The sequence below is a fragment of the Streptomyces sp. NPDC037242 genome (assembly GCF_055604165.1).
In genome coordinates this window covers 53,922-71,134 of sequence record NZ_JBVJUY010000026.1, presented here as the reverse complement: position 1 = coordinate 71,134, position 17,213 = coordinate 53,922, and the positions used below count along the sequence as shown (strand labels likewise).

At 71.3% G+C, this 17,213-nt stretch carries 14 protein-coding genes and 1 tRNA gene; 7 read left to right on the top strand and 8 right to left on the bottom strand.

Features of this window, described 5'->3' with window-relative positions:
* Window positions 1-12 precede the first annotated feature (12 nt).
* Window positions 13-750, top strand: a complete 738-nt coding sequence (locus ACZ7GJ_RS27335) for a class E sortase (protein ID WP_470755556.1) — start codon at window positions 13-15, stop codon at window positions 748-750.
* 182 nt (window positions 751-932) lie between these two features.
* Here the strand turns inward: ACZ7GJ_RS27335 and pknB are convergent, their stop codons facing one another.
* The 6 genes from pknB to ACZ7GJ_RS27305 form a co-directional block, all read right to left on the bottom strand.
* The gene (gene pknB / locus ACZ7GJ_RS27330) at window positions 933-2,969 is read right to left on the bottom strand and encodes a Stk1 family PASTA domain-containing Ser/Thr kinase (RefSeq protein ID WP_470755555.1); all 2,037 of its coding nucleotides are present in this window, start codon (window positions 2,967-2,969) and stop codon (window positions 933-935) included.
* A gap of 189 nt (window positions 2,970-3,158) precedes the next feature.
* On the bottom strand, window positions 3,159-4,625 hold the full coding sequence (locus ACZ7GJ_RS27325; protein WP_470755554.1) for a peptidoglycan D,D-transpeptidase FtsI family protein: 1,467 nt from the start codon (window positions 4,623-4,625) through the stop codon (window positions 3,159-3,161).
* Window positions 4,622-6,046 (bottom strand): FtsW/RodA/SpoVE family cell cycle protein, encoded by a 1,425-nt coding sequence (locus ACZ7GJ_RS27320; protein WP_470755553.1) that lies wholly within the window; start codon window positions 6,044-6,046, stop codon window positions 4,622-4,624. Before ACZ7GJ_RS27320 ends, ACZ7GJ_RS27325 begins: the two co-directional genes overlap by 4 nt.
* A gap of 31 nt (window positions 6,047-6,077) precedes the next feature.
* On the bottom strand, window positions 6,078-7,535 hold the full coding sequence (locus ACZ7GJ_RS27315; protein WP_470755552.1) for a PP2C family protein-serine/threonine phosphatase: 1,458 nt from the start codon (window positions 7,533-7,535) through the stop codon (window positions 6,078-6,080).
* 144 nt (window positions 7,536-7,679) lie between these two features.
* On the bottom strand, window positions 7,680-8,186 hold the full coding sequence (locus tag ACZ7GJ_RS27310; RefSeq protein WP_470755551.1) for an FHA domain-containing protein FhaB/FipA: 507 nt from the start codon (window positions 8,184-8,186) through the stop codon (window positions 7,680-7,682).
* 10 nt (window positions 8,187-8,196) lie between these two features.
* Window positions 8,197-9,042 (bottom strand): FhaA domain-containing protein, encoded by an 846-nt coding sequence (locus ACZ7GJ_RS27305; protein ID WP_470755550.1) that lies wholly within the window; start codon window positions 9,040-9,042, stop codon window positions 8,197-8,199.
* A 295-nt stretch (window positions 9,043-9,337) separates the two neighbouring features.
* On the opposite strand from ACZ7GJ_RS27305, the gene ACZ7GJ_RS27300 reads away from it, so the two are divergent.
* The 6 genes from ACZ7GJ_RS27300 (at window position 9,338) to ACZ7GJ_RS27275 (ending at window position 14,786) form a co-directional block, all read left to right on the top strand.
* Window positions 9,338-9,420: transfer RNA gene (locus ACZ7GJ_RS27300), tRNA-Leu, on the top strand.
* A 171-nt stretch (window positions 9,421-9,591) separates the two neighbouring features.
* Window positions 9,592-11,268: a sensor histidine kinase gene (locus ACZ7GJ_RS27295; protein ID WP_470755549.1), complete on the top strand. Its 1,677-nt coding sequence runs from the start codon at window positions 9,592-9,594 to the stop codon at window positions 11,266-11,268.
* 17 nt (window positions 11,269-11,285) lie between these two features.
* Entirely contained in the window at window positions 11,286-11,945 is a 660-nt protein-coding gene (locus ACZ7GJ_RS27290; protein ID WP_470755591.1) for a response regulator, read from the top strand.
* 73 nt (window positions 11,946-12,018) lie between these two features.
* Window positions 12,019-13,482 (top strand): DUF2252 domain-containing protein, encoded by a 1,464-nt coding sequence (locus ACZ7GJ_RS27285; RefSeq protein WP_470755548.1) that lies wholly within the window; start codon window positions 12,019-12,021, stop codon window positions 13,480-13,482.
* An 82-nt stretch (window positions 13,483-13,564) separates the two neighbouring features.
* Window positions 13,565-14,386 (top strand): J domain-containing protein, encoded by an 822-nt coding sequence (locus ACZ7GJ_RS27280; RefSeq protein ID WP_470755547.1) that lies wholly within the window; start codon window positions 13,565-13,567, stop codon window positions 14,384-14,386.
* Between the two features lie 55 nt (window positions 14,387-14,441).
* The gene (locus ACZ7GJ_RS27275) at window positions 14,442-14,786 is read left to right on the top strand and encodes a rhodanese-like domain-containing protein (protein ID WP_470755546.1); all 345 of its coding nucleotides are present in this window, start codon (window positions 14,442-14,444) and stop codon (window positions 14,784-14,786) included.
* 39 nt (window positions 14,787-14,825) lie between these two features.
* On the opposite strand, the gene ACZ7GJ_RS27270 is transcribed toward ACZ7GJ_RS27275, so the two are convergent.
* Together ACZ7GJ_RS27270 and ACZ7GJ_RS27265 are read right to left on the bottom strand one after the other, a co-directional pair.
* Window positions 14,826-15,968, bottom strand: coding sequence for an acyl-CoA dehydrogenase family protein (locus tag ACZ7GJ_RS27270; protein ID WP_470755545.1), 1,143 nt, complete (start codon window positions 15,966-15,968; stop codon window positions 14,826-14,828).
* Between the two features lie 111 nt (window positions 15,969-16,079).
* A complete protein-coding gene (locus tag ACZ7GJ_RS27265; RefSeq protein ID WP_470755590.1) occupies window positions 16,080-17,189 on the bottom strand; it encodes a 2Fe-2S iron-sulfur cluster-binding protein in 1,110 nt (369 codons plus the stop codon).
* Between the last annotated feature and the right edge of the window lie 24 nt (window positions 17,190-17,213).

Here is a 17,213-nt window from a genome sequence, read left to right as displayed (position 1 = left end):
GACGAATCAGCAGTGTCACGTGCCCGCCGCCGCGCCGCGGCGCCGTCCCCCGGCCGCAGTGTGCTCGCCGGCTTCCTGAGTCTGCTGGGCGAGCTCCTGATCACGGTGGGGCTGGTGCTGGCCCTGTTCGTGGCGTACTCGCTGTGGTGGACGAACGTGCTCGCGGACCGCCATGCGTCGGCGCGGGGCGATCAGATCCGCCAGCAGTGGCAGCAGCCGACGGCCCCGACGCCGTCGGCGGCGCCCGCCGAGCCCGGAGCGCTGGACACCCAGGGCGGGGTCGGCTTCCTGCACGTGCCGGCGATGAAGAACGGCGAGGTGCTGGTGAAGCGGGGCACCGACCCGGACACCCTCAACGACGGGGTCGCCGGCTACTACACGGACCCGGTGAAGTCGGCCCTCCCGTGGGACCCGACGGGCAACTTCACGCTGGCGGCGCACCGGGACGGGCACGGGGCGAAGTTCCACAACATCGACAAGGTGAGGACGGGCGACGCGGTCGTCTTCGAGACGCGGGACACCTGGTACGTCTACAAGGTCTTCGCGGAGCTGCGGCAGACCTCGAAGTACAACGTGGACGTGATCAACCCGGTCCCCAAGGAGTCCGGCAAGACGGCCCCGGGGCGCTACATCACCCTGACCACCTGCACCCCCGTGTACACCTCGAAGTACCGCTACGTCGTATGGGGCGAGCTGGTCCGCACGGAGAAGGTCGACGACAAGCGGACCCCGCCGGCAGAGCTGCGCTGACGCGCCCCCGGAGCCCCAGTGGCCCCGGAGGCCACAGTCGTACGTACGAGGCCGCAGGCGGCCGCGCAGAGCCCCTGCGGAGGCCGTGCCGAGGCCGTGCCGAGGCCGTGCGGCAGCCGTGCAAAAGGCCCGGCCCCTCTCGATCGAGAGGGGCCGGGCCCTTTTGCGTACCGTGCCCGGGGCTAGCGGCGGCTGCCGCCGGTGAGGCCTCCGAAGAAGCCGCCGCCGTTGCCGTTGCCGCCGTCCTGCTGGCCGGCGAGCGTCTGGACGTTGACGACCTGGCCCGTGGCGACGGGGGTGCCGGCCGCCGGGTCGGACCGGATGATGATCGCGGTGTCGTCCGACGGGCCCGCCAGGACCGAGCCGAAGGTCAGGCCCTTGGCGGCGAGCTCCGCCTTGGCCTGCGCGACGGTCTTGCCGGCCAGGACCGGGACCTGCGTCTGCTGCGAGGCCTTGGCGATGGTCACGTTGACGGTGTCACCCACGTTGACCTGCTCACCCGGGGCGTACTGCTGCCCGATGACCGTCTTCGGCGGGGAGCCGGGGGAGTCCTGCTCCGTGGTGCTGCCCAGCTTGAGCTTGACCTCGGCCAGCGCCTTGACGGCCTGTTCCTTCGTCTTGCCCGTCAGGTCCGGGACGATCGCCTTGGACTGCTCCTTGGCGACGGTCAGGACGACGACCGAACCCTTCTCGGCCTCGGTGCCGCTCTTCGGGTTCTGCTCCAGGACGGTGCCCACGGTCCGCTCGGACTCGATGGACTTCTTGTCGACCTGGAAGCCCTTGTCCTTGAGCGCCTGCTCCGCCTTCTCGTACGACATGTTGAGCACGTCGAGGACGGGCACCTTGGGCGCACCGGTGGAGACCTTCACCTTGATGACGGTCTTCTTGTCGACCTTGGTGTCGGGCGCCGGGTTCTGCGAGCAGACGTTGCCCTTCGGCTGGGTCTCGCAGGGCTCCTCGCCCTCCTTCTCGACGGTCAGGCCGACGTTCTCGCCGCTCTTCTGCGCGAGTTCGAAGGTCTGGCCGATGAGCTTGGGCACGGCCGGCCGGTTGTCGGCGCCGTTGCTGAAGAGGGAGCGGCCGATGAGGATCGCGCCGACCAGGACGAGGATGCCGGCCGCGACCAGCAGGATCGTCGAGGCCTTGCTCTTCTTCTGCTGCCTGCGGCCGTGGCCGCCCTGGTCGTAGCCGCCGTGGCCCTGGTCCCCGTACCCGTATCCGCCGTCGCCGGGGGGCATCGGCGGGAGCATGGAGGTCTGGCCGGCGTCGGCGGTGCGCAGGGCGGTGGTGGGCTGGTCGTAGCCCTGGTGCCCGTAGCCGTGCCCCTGGTCGGGGTAGCCGTAGGCGCCCGCGCCCATGGCGGCGGTCGCGGCGACGGGCTGGCCGTCGAGGCAGGCCTCGATGTCGGCGCGCATCTCGTCGGCGGACTGGTAGCGGTAGTCGGGGTCCTTGACCAGCGCCTTCAACACGATCGCGTCCATCTCGGGCGTGATCTCGGGGTCGAAGTTCGACGGGGGCTGCGGCTCTTCCCGTACGTGCTGGTAGGCGACGGCCACCGGGGAGTCGCCGACGAACGGCGGGCGCACGCTCAGCAGCTCGTAGAGCAGGCAGCCGGCCGAGTAGAGGTCGGAGCGTGCGTCGACCTGCTCGCCCTTGGCCTGCTCCGGGGAGAGGTACTGGGCGGTGCCGATGACGGCGGCGGTCTGCGTCATGGTCATGCCGGAGTCGCCCATGGCGCGGGCGATGCCGAAGTCCATGACCTTGACCTGGCCGGTGCGGGTGAGCATGACGTTGGCGGGCTTGATGTCGCGGTGGACGATGCCGGCGCGGTGCGAGTACTCGAGGGCCTGGAGGATGCCGATGGTCATTTCCAGGGTGCGCTCGGGCAGCAGCTTGCGGCCGGAGTGCAGGAGCTCGCGCAGGGTCGAACCGTCGACGTACTCCATCACGATGTACGGGATGGAGATGTTGTCGACGTAGTCCTCGCCGGTGTCGTACACGGCGACGATCGCCGGGTGGTTGAGCGATGCGGCCGACTGGGCCTCGCGCCGGAACCGGGCCTGGAAGGACGGGTCGCGGGCGAGGTCGGCGCGCAGGGTCTTGACGGCGACGGTACGGCCGAGCCGGGTGTCGTGGGCGAGGTAGACCTCGGCCATGCCACCACGGCCGAGCACGTGGCTCAGCTCGTACCGGCCGCCGAGGCGACGCGGCTCTTCCATAACGTTGCAGCCCTCTCCGTCAGTCCCGACCGCACCCGTGTGTGGTCCGGCGGTGTGCTGTTCGCCGCAAAGGCTACCGGCCGATCGTCGGTGATCGGTTCGTGACCACAGGCTGATACCGGACCGGTACCGTACGCTCGGATCCGGGCCGGAATCAGTGATCCGGGTCACATCGGCTGGCCTGTGCGGTTACCCCTTGTTGCCCGCCAGTACGGCTTCCATGACGGCCTTGGCGACCGGTGCGGCGAGGCCGCCGCCGGAGATGTCCTCGCGGCTGGCGTCACTGTCCTCGATGACGACGGCGACGGCGACCGGGGACGTGCCGTCCTTGTTCTCGGCGTAGGAGATGAACCAGGCGTAGGGGCGCTTCTTGTTGCCTTCGCCGTGCTGGGCGGTACCGGTCTTGCCGCCGACGACCACGTCGCGGATCTTGGCGTTGCCGCCGGTGCCGTTCTCGACGACGTTGACCATCATCTGCTGGACCTTCTGCGCGTTGGCGGCGGAGAGGGGCCGGCTCATTTCCTGCGGCTCGTGCTTCTCGATGACATCGAGGTTGGGCGCGGTGAGCTGGGCGACCATGTACGGCTTCATCAGCTTGCCGTCGTTGGCGATGGCGGCGGTGACCATGGCCATCTGGAGCGGCGTGGCGGCGGTGTTGAACTGGCCGATGGCGCTCTGGGCGTTGCCGTCCTTGCTCATCGTCTTGTCGTAGACGCTGGCGAAGGCCCGGACGGGGGTGTCGATCTTGTCGTTGTTGAAGCCGAACTTCTCGGCGGTCTTCACCATGTTGTCCCGCCCCACCTTGTCGCCCATGTTGGCGAAGACGGAGTTGCAGGAGACCCGCAGCGCGTTGTTCAGGCTCGACTTCTCGCAGCCGCTGGCGTGGTTGACCATCGGGGTCCTGGTGCCGGGCAGGATGTACGGCTCGGGGGTGTCGGTCGGCGCGTCGATGTCGCTGACGACACCGTGCTCCAGGGCGGCGGCGGCGGTGAGGACCTTGAAGGTGGAGCCCGGCGGGTAGGTCTCGCGCAGGGCCCGGTTCACGAGGTTCTTGTCCTCGCTGTCCTTCAGGGCGACCCAGGCCTTCTCGTCGTTCTTGGAGTTGCCGGCGAAGCTCGACGGGTCGTACGAGGGGGTGCTGACCAGGGCCAGGATGGCGCCGGTCTGCGGGTCGATCGCGGCGACGGCGCCCTTCTTGTCCCCGAGCTTGGTGAAAGCGGCCTTCTGGGCCTCGGGGTTCAGGGTGGTGACGACGTTGCCGCCCTGCTTCTTCTCGCCCGTGAACATGCCGATGGTGCGGTCGAAGAACAGCCGGTCGTCGTTGCCGGTGAGGATGCCGTCCTCGAGGGATTCCAGCTGGGTGGAGCCGAAGGCCTGCGAGGCGTACCCGGTGACGGGTGCCCACAGGGGGCCGTCGAGGTAGGTCCGCTTGTACTTGTAGTCGCTGCCGTCGGTGGTGGCCGAGCCCGTGATCGGGTTGCCCTTGACGATGATGTTGCCGCGCTCGGTGGCGTACTGGGCGATCTGGACCCGGCGGTTCTCCTTGCGGGTGCTCAGCTCCTCGGCCTTGACGTACTGGAGCCAGTTGGTCCGCACGAGCAGCGCGAGGACGAGCAGCCCGCAGAACAGCGAGATGCGGCGCAGGGGCTTGTTCATGACGGGCGGACCACCTGGGTCATCTCGGAGTCGGGGGACGGGGCGGGGGCCGGGGCAGGGCGGCGTGCGGTGTCGCTGATCCGGATGAGGATGCCGATGAGGGCCCAGTTCGCGAGGACGGAGGAACCGCCCGAGGCGAGGAAGGGCATGGTCATGCCGGTGAGGGGGATGAGGCCCATGACTCCGCCGGCGACGACGAAGATCTGAAGGGCGAAGGCGCCGGACAGCCCGATGGCGAAGAGCTTGCCGAAGGGGTCGCGGGCGGCGAGGGCGGTGCGCACACCGCGCTCGATGATCAGGCCGTAGAGCAGGAGGAAGGCCATGACGCCGGCGAGGCCGAGCTCTTCGCCGACGGTGGAGAAGATGAAGTCGGAGTTGGCGGCGAACCCGATGAGGTCGGAGTTGCCCTGTCCCCAGCCGGTGCCGAGGACCCCGCCGGAGCCGAAGCTCATGATCGACTGGCCGACCTGCTCGCAGGCACCCGACTTGGAGTAGCAGGCGAAGGGGTCGAGCCAGGCCGTCACTCGGGCCTTGACGTGGCTGGCCGTGGCGCCGACGACGGCGGCGCCGCCCACGCTCATCAGCAGGCCGATGACGATCCAGCTGGTGCGCTCGGTGGCCACGTACAGCATGATCACGAACATGCCGAAGAAGAGCAGCGAGGTGCCGAGGTCGTTCTCGAAGACGAGGACGAGCAGGCTCATCGCCCAGATCATCAGGATCGGGCCGAGGTCGCGGCCGCGCGGCAGGTAGAGGCCCATGAACCGGCGGCTGGCCAGGGCAAGGGCGTCGCGCTTCACCATCAGGTAGCCGGCGAAGAAGATGGCGATGACGATCTTCGCGAACTCGCCGGGCTGGATGGAGAAGCCGCCGACGCTGATCCAGATCTTTGCGCCGAAGACGTCGGCGCCCAGGCCCGGGATGACGGGCAGGATCAGCAGCACCAGGGACGCGGCCATCGAGATGTACGTGAAGCGCTGGAGCGTGCGGTGGTCCTTGAGCACCAGCAGCACGCCGGCGAACAGGGCGATGGCGAGCGCCGTGTACAGCATCTGGCGGGGGGCGGACTCGGTGAAGGCGCCGAAGCTGCGCTTGGCGAGGTTCTGCAGGCGCGCGGACTGGTCGAGTCGCCAGATCAGGACGACGCCGAGGCCGTTGAGCAGGGTGGCGAGCGGCAGCAGGAGCGGGTCGGCGTACTTGGCGTAGCGGCGTACGACGAGGTGGGCGATGCCCGCGAGCACGGCGAAGCCGAGCCCGTACGTGAACATGCCCGGGGGCAGCTTGTCGTGGATCGACAAGCCCACGTTGGCGTAGGCGAAGATCGGGATGACCACGGCGAAGCCGAGCAGCAGGAGCTCGGTGTTCCGCCGGCTCGGCAGCTCGATGGCGCCGATGGTGGTCGTGTTGGTGACAACGCTCATGGTGTGGCAGGCCCCCTGTGCCCGCGTATGTCTACTGCTTTTCGCAAAAACCGACCAGATCCTGCTCTGCGGGAGTCAGGGTGGGGCCGGGCGTTTGGTTGTTCTGCGCTTCGGCGGCGCGCCGCTCTTCGTCCTTCTTGCAGGCGGAGACCTGGTTGGCGAGCTCGTCGATCTTCTTGCGGGCGCCGTCGAGGCTGCTTTCGCTGATGGTGGCCTCGACCTGCTTGCGCTTGAAGGGCGGCAGGTACTTCAGTTCGATGTCGGGGCGGTCGGTCTCCACCTTGGAGAGCTCGACCGGGCCGAGCTTCTGGCTGATGCCGCGGAAGAGCGCGACGTGCTCGCCCTTGATGCCGACGTAGTACTGGGTCTGCGTCCAGCGCCAGCCCGCGTAGAGGCCGCCGCCGACGACACCGGCGATGATCAGCAGCGTCAGCGTGCGGGTGGTCCACTTGCGCCCTTTGGAGCGGCGCCGGCGCGGGTGGTCGTACGTGTCGTCGAAGCGCGAGTCGTCGTCGTACGGCTCGGCTTCGCCGAAGCTGCCGTACGCGCCGCCCTGGTCGCCGCCGTATCCGTAACCGGGGGCCTCGCCGCTGCCGGGGGGGCCGAAGGCGCCGGCGGGCGGGGGGACCTGGCGGCCGAGCCCGGAGGCGCGGCCGGCCGGGGTCTGCATGGCGTTGCCGCCGTCGAAGAGCTGGTGCTGGTTCTCGGCGACCGCGCCGACGACCACCGGGGTGTCGTTCAGCTGGGCGGCGAGGGTGTCCCCGCTGTCCGTGTCGAGGACGTCGGCGACGATGCAGGTGATGTTGTCGGGTCCGCCGCCGCGCAGCGCGAGCTGGATCAGGGCCTGCACGGTCTCGTGCGGACCGTGGTAGTCGGCGAGGGTCTCCTCCAGGGTCTGGTGGGAGACGACGCCGGAGAGCCCGTCGGAGCAGATGAGGTAGCGGTCGCCGGCCCTGACCTCGCGGATGGAGAGGTCGGGCTCGACGATGTCGCCGCTGCCCAGCGCGCGCATCAGCAGGGAGCGCTGCGGGTGGGTGGTGGCTTCCTCTTCGGTGATCCGGCCCTCGTCGACGAGGCGCTGCACCCAGGTGTGGTCCTGGGTGATCTGCGTCAGCAGGCCGTCGCGGAGCAGGTAGGCGCGTGAGTCGCCGACGTGGACCAGGCCGAGGCGCTGGCCGGTCCACAGCAGGGCGGTCAGCGTGGTGCCCATGCCCTCGAGCTGGGGATCCTCCTCGACCATGACGCGCAGCTGGTCATTGGCGCGCTGCACGGCCGTCGCGAGGGAGGTGAGGATGTCGGATCCCGGGACGTCGTCGTCGAGCTGCACGAGGGTGGAGATCACCTCGGAGCTCGCGACTTCGCCGGCGGCCTGGCCGCCCATGCCGTCGGCGATCGCGAGGAGGCGCGGACCGGCGTAGCCGGAGTCCTCGTTGCCCTCGCGGATCATGCCCTTGTGCGATCCGGCGGCGAACCGCAGGGACAGACTCATACGCACCTGCCCTGTCGAAGAAGCCTCCGGCTGCAACCGGTCTCGAGCCACACTGCCCACCCTCCGGTCGGGAGCGCGCTCGGGTCCGTGTCCCCTGTGGGACGGACCGCCGCGGCTCGCTCGCTCCGCTCGATCATTCTCGTACTACTTCCGCAGCTCGATGACGGTCTTGCCGATGCGGATCGGGGCGCCCGGCGGAATGGGCGTCGGGGTGGTCAGCCGGGTCCGGTCGAGATACGTGCCGTTGGTGGACCCGAGATCCTCGACGATCCACTGCCCGTCACGGTCGGGATAGATCCTGGCATGGCGGCTGGAGGCGTAGTCGTCGTCCAGCACGATCGTGGAGTCGTGGGCGCGGCCCAGCGTGATCGTCTGGCCGGCGAGGGCCACCGTGGTACCCGTGAGGGTGCCCTCGGAGACGACGAGCTTGGTCGGTGCACCGCGGCGCTGGCGCTGCTGCGGTGGCGCACCCTGGCGGCCGCCGCCCGCCTGCTGCTGGGCGCCGGTGGCGCTCGCGCCGCGGCGGGAGCCGCGCTGCGTGACTCTCGTACCGAAGAGATCGCTGCGGATGACCTGGACGGCCACGATGACGAACAGCCACAGAACGGCCAGGAAACCCAACCGCATGACCGTCAGGGTCAGCTCTGACATTGCCCCCGCTTCACCCTTCGGCTTGTCGGTAAATGATGGTGGTGCTGCCCACGACGATCCGCGAGCCGTCGCGGAGCGTAGCGCGGGTGGTGTGCTGCCCGTCCACCACGATGCCGTTGGTGGACCCGAGATCCTGGATCGTCGGAGGCGTTCCGGTCCGGATCTCACAGTGCCGGCGGGATACGCCGGGGTCGTCGATCCGCACGTCGGCTTCGGTGCTTCGGCCGAGTACGAGCGTGGGGCGCGAGATCTGGTGGCGGGTGCCGTTGATCTCGATCCACCGGCGCATGGTGCCGGCGCCGCCGGCGGGTACGGGAGCCGGTCCTGTGGGGGCCGGCCTGCGCGCACCGGGTCCGCCCGGGGGCGGGCCCGGCGGCATGGGCGGTGCGCCCACCGGCGGGTAGCCGTAGCCGCCGCCCGGCTGGCCCTGGGGGCCTTGCGGGCCGTGCGAGCCCTGCGGGCCGCCGGGGGCCTGGGAGGTGCTGGAGGCGAGGGTGCGGCTGCGGACGCGGTAGAGCCCGGTGTCCAGGTCCTCGGCCTTCTCCAGGTGCACCTTGATGGGGCCCATGAAGCTGTAGCGCTGCTGCTTGGCGTAGTCGCGGACCAGGCCCGCGAGCTCGTCGCCGAGCTGCCCGGAGTAGGGGCTCAGACGGTCGTAGTCACCGGCGCTGAGCTCCACGATGAAGTCGTTGGGGACGACGGTCCGCTCACGGTTCCAGATGGTGGCGTTGTTGTCGCACTCCCGCTGGAGGGCTCCGGCGATCTCCACCGGCTGGACCTCGGACTTGAACACCTTGGCGAAGGTGCCGTTCACCAGACCTTCGAGTCGCTGCTCGAACCGCTTCAGAACTCCCATGGGGCACCTCCTCCGTCGTTGTCGTCCTGGTACTGCTTACTGATCGTATCCACGCGTGGCGGATTCGGGTGGTTCCCCATCTCTCACGTGCGGAGGAGTGTTGGTCCTCACAAGCGATCGTAGGGGCGCCCCAAGGACAGTGTCCCGCACGCGGAGCGGAGTGCGGGAGGGGCCGTCGTCGTGCGCCGTGGCGGGTGCGGGGAAAGGGATGTGAATCCACCCCGTTCTACGTGCTAATCTTTCGTTCGTCGCCAGGGGAACGGCCCGAAAGGGAAGAACCGCTGGGGAGCCGCTCGGGCGAGTGGCGGAACGGCAGACGCGCTGGCTTCAGGTGCCAGTGTCCTTCGGGACGTGGGGGTTCAAATCCCCCCTCGCCCACATGTGAAAGAGCCCCCGCTCCGGAGAAATCCGGAGCGGGGGCTCTTTCGTCGTTCCCCGAACGGGCGGCGGGCGCCCCGGGGTTCGGGGGTGGGCCGTACGACTTTCGTCGTGCGGGGCGCGACGAAAGAGAGCTGTCCCGCGCGGGGGACGGTGTTTAGGGTCGGGCGCGTGGATGCGACGGCGAGGGTGCGTGCGGGCTGGGACTGGCTGAGGGGTCCCGAGCAGTGGACCCGGCGGATGCTGGCGGGGGATCTGGCGCTGGCCGGTGTGCTGGCGGTGCTCGGCGTGGGGGTCGAGGAGCTCGACAACGGTTCCGCGGGGCGGATGCTGGTCAGCGCCCTGACTGTGTTCGCTCTCACTCTGCTGCGCCGGCGGCTGCCGGTGGCGACGCTCGTGGTGGGTTCGGCCCTGGGGGCCTATCTGCCGGGGACGTTCCTGGTCACGAGCCTGCTGGGCTGGTCCGCGGGGCGGCGGATCGTCGGGGTGGGCCGGGCGCTGGGCGCGTTCACCGTGGCCCTGGCCGCGACGATCGCCTTCACCCTGCTCAAGGACCAGCCGCAGGGCCGGCCGTGGCTGCTGATCGTCTTCGGCACCCTGATGTTCCTGGCGACGACCGTGATGCCGGGTCTGGCCAGCCGGTACTGGTCGCAGCGGCGGACCCTGCTGCGGGCGCTCCAGGAGCGCAACGGGCAGCTGATGCGGGAGCGCGCGATGGTCGCCGGGCAGGCCCGGCTGCGCGAACGGCAGCGCATCGCCCAGGACATGCACGACAGCCTGGGCCACCAACTCGCGCTGATCTCGGTGCACACCGGGGCGCTGGAGGTCGACCCCCAGCTGACGGAGCGCCAGCGCGAGGCGGTGGGCGTGCTGCGCCAGGCCTCGGTCGCGGCCATGCACGAGCTGCGCGAGGTCGTCGGGATCCTGCGGGACGGGGTGGAGGCGCCGGCCCCGGAGGAGGAGGCGCAGCCCGCCGCCCGGGGGGTCGCGGGCATCGCCGGGATCGTGGAGGCGGCACGGAGCGCGGGAACCGACGTACGGCTGACGGGTGCGGGGGCGCCGCGGCCGCTGGGCGCCGCCTGTGACCACGCGGCGTACCGGATCGTGCAGGAGGCGCTGACGAACGCGTACAAGCACGCGCCGGGGGCCCCGATCACGGTGGAACTGCGGTACGAGGACGACTCGCTGGTGGTGGAGATCGCCAACGGGCCCGCGGCCGGGCCCGGTGCGGGCGAGGTGGTCTCGGGCGGACAGGGGCTGACGGGGCTGCGCGAGCGGGCGCGGCTGGTCGGCGGGATGGTGCACGCCGGACCCGCCGAGGGCGGCGGGTTCCGGGTGGCCGGGGTGCTGCCCTACGGGGCGGAGCCGGCCGGGGTCGAGGACATCGCCGACGACTTCGGGCAGCGGCTCCAGGCGCAGGGCCTGAAGGGCGCCCCGCCGATGGACTGGGCGGCGGTGGACCGGGAGCTGACGCGGGGGCGCAGCAGGACCGGGGGCGTCGCGCTGGGCTGCGGAATCGCGGTGGCGGCGGTGGTGCTGCTGGTGATCGTGATCGGAGCCGGGGTGCTGTTCCTGGTGGGCACGATGGGCGACGAGATGATCAGCCGGGCGGACTACGACGCCGTGCAGGTCGGCCAGTCGGAGGACGCCGTCCGTGAGCAGCTGCCCCACGGGGAGGGCATCCTGACGGCGGGGATGGATCGCAAGGGGCCGCCCGTGCCGGAGGGCGCGAAGTGTCTGGTGCTCCTGTCCAAGGAGGGCACGGACCTGTCCACGGACCAGGTTTTCCGGTTCTGCTTCAAGGACGGCAAGCTCGTCGACAAACAGTTTTACGAGGTCAAGAAGTAGGAGCACGGGTGACGCGGGTGACAGCCAGGGTGATCCGAGTAGTGATCGCCGATGACGAACCGCTGATCCGGGCCGGGATCAGGATGATCCTGACCTCGGCGCCGGACATCGAGGTCGTCGCCGAGGCGGGCAACGGCCGGGAGGCGGTGGAGCTGGCGAGGTCGCACGCGCCGGACGTGGTGCTGCTGGACATCCAGATGCCAGTGATGGACGGGCTGACCGCGCTCGGCGAGCTGGCGCGGGTGCTGCCCGATGTGCGGGCGCTGGTCCTGACCACCTTCGGGGAGAAGGAGAACGTGCTGCGGGCGCTGGGCCAGGGCAGCGCGGGGTTCCTGCTGAAGGACTCGGCGCCCGGTGAACTGATCGGCGCGGTACGGGCGGCCGCGGCCGGGGACGCGTACCTCTCGCCGGCGGCGACCCGGCACGTGGTGGACCAGCTGGCCTCGGGGCAGGCCGTGGGGCGCGGCGAGGAGGCCCGGCAGCGGGTGGCGGCGCTGAGCGAGCGCGAGCGCGGAGTGCTGGCCCTGCTGGGGGAGGGGCTCTCCAACGCTGATGCGGGCCGGCGGCTGCACATGAGCGAGGCGACGGTGAAGACGTATGTCAGCCGGATCCTGGCGAAGCTGGAGTGCGACAACCGGGTGCAGGCGGCCCTGCTGGCCAGGGACGCCGGGCTGTAGATACGGTCGGGCCGACTTGATGTCCTTCGATGTCGATCGAGCGGTACGAACAGTGCGGGTGGGGGCGGCGCGAATGATTGCGGTACCGGAACAGCGCGTGGTGGCGCCGGATGTGACGGGGCGGATCCCGGCGGTCGCCGGGTTCGCACGGTGGGGCGGGACGGGGGCCGAGGGCCGGTCCGGTGCCGGGTCCCGGGCCGCGTCGCCCAAGGAGGCCGGCAGGGCGCTGCGTACGCGCGTGCCGAGGTCGGCGCACGCCCGCTTCGAGGCCCCGGCCGGACGTCCCGACGCGGTGCGGGCGGTGGAGGAGTCCAACGTCGGGCGGGTCGCCGAGCTGGCGCCGATACGGGTGGGCCGGATGGCCGCCAACCCCTTCGCCTTCCTGCGCGGTTCGGCCGGGCTGATGGCGTACGACCTGTCCGGCGGGCCGGTGACCGGCGTCGGCGCGCAGATCTGCGGTGACGCCCACGCGGCCAACTTCGGGCTGTACGGGGACGCGCGCGGCCGGCTCGTCATCGACCTCAACGACTTCGACGAGACCGTGTTCGGGCCCTGGGAGTGGGACCTGAAGCGGCTGGCGACCTCGCTGGTGCTGGCCGGGCGGGTGGCCGGCGCGGACGAGGACACCTGCCGGGCCGCCGCCCTCGACTCGGTGGGCGCCTACCGCCGGACCATGCGGCTGCTGGCCAAGCTGCCGGCCCTGGACGCGTGGAACGCCATCGCCGACGAGGAGCTCGTCTCGCACACCGATGCCCGGGATCTGCTGGGCACGCTGGAGCGGGTCTCGGAGAAGGCCCGCAACAACACCTCCGCCCGCTTCGCCGCCAAGTCCACCGAGGCGGCGCCCGACGGGGGCCGCCGGTTCGTCGACGCGCTGCCGGTGCTGCGCCGGGTCGGGGACGGGGAGGCGGCAGCCGTGGCCGCCTCGCTGGGCCCGTACCTGGAGACCCTCCAGGGGGACCGGCTGCCGCTGCTGGCCCGGTACGCGATCCACGACGTGGCCTTCCGGGTGGTGGGCACCGGCAGCGTCGGGACCCGCTCGTACGTGGTGCTGCTGCTCGACCACCGGGGCGAGGCGCTGGTCCTTCAGGTGAAGGAGGCCCGGCCCTCGGTGCTGCTGCCGCACCTGCCCGCGCTGGGCTTCGCTTCCGCGCCGGAGGAGCACGAGGGACGCCGGGTGGTGGCCGGGCAGAAGCGGATGCAGGTGGTGTCCGACATCCTGCTCGGCTGGACCACGGTGGAGGGCCGGCCGTTCCAGGTCCGGCAGTTCCGCAACCGCAAGGGCAGCGTGGACCCGGCGGCGCTGGCCGTCGAGCAGTTCGACGACTACGGCCGGATGACCGGCGCGCTGCTGGCCCGGGCGCACGCGCACAGCGCCGATCCGCGGGTGCTCGCCGGGTACTGCGGGAAGAACGAGGAGTTCGACGAGGCGATGGCCGCCTTCGCGGTGGCCTACGCCGACCGCAGCGAGGCCGACCACGCGGATCTGGTGGCCGCCGTGCGCTCCGGGCGGATCGCGGCGGAGGCCGGGGTCTGAGGACCGCGGCAGCGGTGTTTCACGTGAAACCGGCCGATGTTTCACGTGAAACACCCGCGCCCTCGGGCCTTAGGCTGGCCGGGTGAGCGAGCAGACAGCCCCCGAAGAGCCCGGCCCCTCCGGCGACGAGCGGCCCGAGGCGCGCCTGGAGCGTGCCGTGCGCGCCGCTGAGCAGGCACTGATCGAGTTCGAGATCGCGGTGGAGACCTTCCGTGTGGAGGTGGAGAACTTCTCCCGGCTACACCACCAGAAGCTCGGCCCGATGTACTCGCGCCTCGACGAGCTGGACGCGCTGATCGCCGAGGCGAAGGCGGCCCGCACCGGAGACGCGGAGGACCTGCGCCGGGCGCGTGAGGCCCGTTCCCTGGTGATGCCGATGCCGGGGGTGGAGGAGCTCTTCCACGACTGGCTGGACTCGGACGGCATCTCCGACGACGCGTCCGCGATGCTCACCGACCGGAGCGTGAAGCCGCCGGAGCGCGTGCGCCCGACCGAGGAGGTACGCCGCCTCTACCGCGAGCTGGTCCGCCAGGCGCACCCGGACCTGGCCCAGGACGAGGCCGAGCGGGAGCGCCGGGACGCGTTCATCGCGCGGGTCAATGCCGCCTACGGACGGGGCGAGGAGCGGCTGCTGCGCGAGCTGGCCGAGGAATGGGCGGCCGGTCCGGCGCCGCAGGAGGCGCAGCCGAGCGAGAGCGAGGAGCTGTACGCGCGGCTGGAGTGGCTCTCCCGGCGCAAGGAGCTGCTGTCGGTGGTCGCCCGGGAGCTGGAGGACAGCGCGATCGGGTCGATGCTGCGGATGGCGCCCGAGGACCCGGACCGGCTGCTGGAGGAGATCGCGGAGCAGCTGCTGGCGCAGGTCTCCGAGCGCGAGGCCGAACTGGCGGCGATCGCCACCGCGTGACGGCCCGGCCCTCGGATAGGTTGGGCTTCCTATCTGCGATGAGAGAAGGCGACGTATGAACTTCGGACCGCTTCCCTCGGTGGACGCCGCCGCGGTGCCCTCCGAAGGCTTTGTCCTGGACGTCCGTGAGGACGACGAATGGGCGGCCGGGCATGTGGAAGGTGCGCTGCACATCCCGATGAGCGACTTCGTGGCCCGCTTCGGCCAGCTGACGGAGGCCAACGAGGACGGCGGCCGCGTCCACGTGATGTGCCGGGTGGGCGGGCGCTCCGCGCAGGTCACCCAGTACCTGCTGAACCAGGGCATCGACGCCGTCAACATCGACGGCGGAATGCTGGCCTGGGACGGTGCCGGGCGCCCGATGGTGACGGACAGCGGGAACCCGGCCTTCGTGCTGTAGCTCGGATACAGGGAGCTGTAGGGCCGGCCGTGGCCGGTCTCAGCCGAGGGGGTGGGCGGCCAGCAGGTCGCCCAGCGCCTCCTCGTGCACGGCGGCCGGGCCGAGCTGGAGCTCCAGCTGCTTGGCCCAGGCGTGGTAGCGGTGCAGCGGGTAGTCGGTGTCGGCGCCGAAGCCGCCGTGCAGGTGCTGGGCGGTCTGTACGACGCGGCGCACGCCTTCGGAGGCCCAGATCTTGGCCACCGCGACGTCACCGGCGCTCGGCAGCGGCCCGCCCGCCCCGCCGGTGGAGGCGTCGAGTCGCCAGGCGGCCTGCCAGAGGGTGACCTCCATGGCGCGCAGGTCGATGTAGCGGTCGGCGGCCTGGACGGCGACGGCCTGGAAGGTGGCCACCGGGAAGCCGAACTGCTCGCGCTTGCTCGTGTACTGGCTGGTCATCGTGAGCACACCCTCGCCGAGGCCCAGCGCGAGTGCGCAGGTGCCGGTGGCGAGGAGCTGGCGGAGCCGCTCCCAGGCGTCGGGCCGGTCGATGAGATGGGCGGCCGGCACACGGACGCCGTCCAGGGAGAGTTCGGCGAGCCGCTCCCCGGTCGTGGAGTACTGCTCGGCGAGGGTCAGCCCGGCGGTAACGCGCGGGACGAACGCGAGGACGGCCTCGCCCTCCCCGGAGTGGGCGGGTACGGCGATCCAGTCGGCGTTCTGCGCCCAGGCGACGGCGGTCTGCACCCCGTCCAGGACCCATTCCCCGCCGTCGCTGCGGGCGGTGACGGACAGCTCGGCCGGGTCGTGCCCGGTGCGGCCGTGCGCTGCCGCGGTCAGGACGAGGCTGCCCTGCCCGGCGTCGCGCAGCAGGGCGGACTTCAGCTCGGGACTGGCGTGGGCCTGGACGGCCATGGCGGTGGCGCAGTGCTCCAGCAGCGGCACTCGGGCCAGCACCCTGGCGGACTCGCGCAGCACCAGGCACAGGGCGATGGCGTCGAGTCCCGCCCCGCCGTACTCCTCGGCGAGGACCAGGCTCAGCAGGTCGGAGTCGGCCAGCTTGGCCCACAGCGCGCGGTCGAACTCCTCGGCCACGGCCCTCGGCGTGAGCGCGGGGCTGGGCACGCCGTCCGGGGCGACATCCGCGAACACCGCCTTCGCCGCCTCGACGGCGGCCTGCTGCTCCTCGGTGAAGGTGAAGTCCACTGCCTGTCCTCCCGCGCGCACCGGATCCCGTTCAGGTCTGACGGAGCGTCAAGATAGAACAGGTTCTGGAAAAAGGACAGGGCCCGAAAAAGGACAGGCAGCGCACTGCACTCAGCGGTCGAAGTCGATCTCCACTTCCTCCGTCACCGGGTGCGACTGGCAGGCCAGCACGAACCCGGCCTCGGTCTCCTCCGACTCCAGGGCGAAGTTGCGGTCCATCCGGACCTCGCCCGTCACCAGGAAGGCCCGGCAGGTACCGCAGACCCCGCCCTTGCAGGCGTACGGGGCGTCGGCGCGGTTGCGCAGCACCGCGTCCAGCAGGGATTCGCCGTCCCGGACCGCCCAGGTGCCGGAGCGCCCGTCGAGCCTGGCGGTGACCCGCCCGTGTGCGGCGGTGGCCGAGGTCGGGGCGGGGGCCGGCGCGGCCGTGTCCTCGACGTGGAAGATCTCCTCATGGATCCGGGTGCGCACCACGCCCAGGGCGCCGAGGGCCCGCTCCGCGCCGAGGACCAGCCCGTACGGCCCGCACAGGAACCAGCCCGTCAGATCGGCGACCGGCAGCAGCGCGGGGAGCAGGGCGGTGAGCCGCTCCTCATCGAGCCGCCCGGACGGCAGCCCGGCGTCCTGCTCCTCCCGGGACAGGACCGTGACCAGCTGGAACCGCTCGGGGTAGCGGTCCTTCAGGTCGGCGACCTCCTCCAGGAACATCGTCGACGCGGCGGTACGGTCGCTGCGCACCAGGCAGAACCGGGCATCGGGCCGGGCCGCGAGCAGCGTGGCGGCGATCGACAGCACCGGGGTGATGCCGCTGCCGCCGACGACGGCCGCGTAGTGGGCGGCCGTCGGGGCGGCGGCCGGGTCCAGGACGAACCGCCCGGCCGGGACCATCACGTCGAGCACGTCCCCGGCGGCGACCTCCTTGTGCGCGAACGTGGAGAACTCGCCGCCCTCGACCAGGCGCACGCCGACCCGCAGCAGCGCGGGCCCGGGCCCGTCGGCCGCCGGGGCGGGGGAGCAGATCGAGTAGGTGCGCCGGACCTCGGAGCCGCCCGGGGCGCTGCGGCGCAGCGTGAGGTGCTGGCCGGGTGCGTGCCGGTACTCGTCGCGCAGCTCCGGCGGAACGGCCAGGGTCAGCGCCACGGAGTCGTCGGTGAGCGGCTCGACCGCGGCCACCGTCAGCGGGTGGAACGCGCCGTGCCGTGCGGGGCGCGGGGTCACCATCGAGGCTGACGGCGTGGCCGGCGT

What these genes read in the sequence shown, in the direction of transcription:
- ACZ7GJ_RS27275 (WP_470755546.1), top strand. Translation starts at nt 14,442, where the DNA reads ATGAACTTCGGACCGCTTCCCTCGGTGGACGCCGCCGCGGTGCCCTCC.
- ACZ7GJ_RS27305 (WP_470755550.1), bottom strand. Translation starts at nt 9,042, where the DNA reads ATGGGAGTTCTGAAGCGGTTCGAGCAGCGACTCGAAGGTCTGGTGAAC.
- ACZ7GJ_RS27265 (WP_470755590.1), bottom strand. Translation starts at nt 17,189, where the DNA reads ATGGTGACCCCGCGCCCCGCACGGCACGGCGCGTTCCACCCGCTGACG.
- pknB (WP_470755555.1), bottom strand. Translation starts at nt 2,969, where the DNA reads ATGGAAGAGCCGCGTCGCCTCGGCGGCCGGTACGAGCTGAGCCACGTG.
- ACZ7GJ_RS27320 (WP_470755553.1), bottom strand. Translation starts at nt 6,046, where the DNA reads ATGAGCGTTGTCACCAACACGACCACCATCGGCGCCATCGAGCTGCCG.
- ACZ7GJ_RS27310 (WP_470755551.1), bottom strand. Translation starts at nt 8,186, where the DNA reads ATGTCAGAGCTGACCCTGACGGTCATGCGGTTGGGTTTCCTGGCCGTT.
- ACZ7GJ_RS27285 (WP_470755548.1), top strand. Translation starts at nt 12,019, where the DNA reads ATGATTGCGGTACCGGAACAGCGCGTGGTGGCGCCGGATGTGACGGGG.
- ACZ7GJ_RS27325 (WP_470755554.1), bottom strand. Translation starts at nt 4,625, where the DNA reads ATGAACAAGCCCCTGCGCCGCATCTCGCTGTTCTGCGGGCTGCTCGTC.
- ACZ7GJ_RS27315 (WP_470755552.1), bottom strand. Translation starts at nt 7,535, where the DNA reads ATGAGTCTGTCCCTGCGGTTCGCCGCCGGATCGCACAAGGGCATGATC.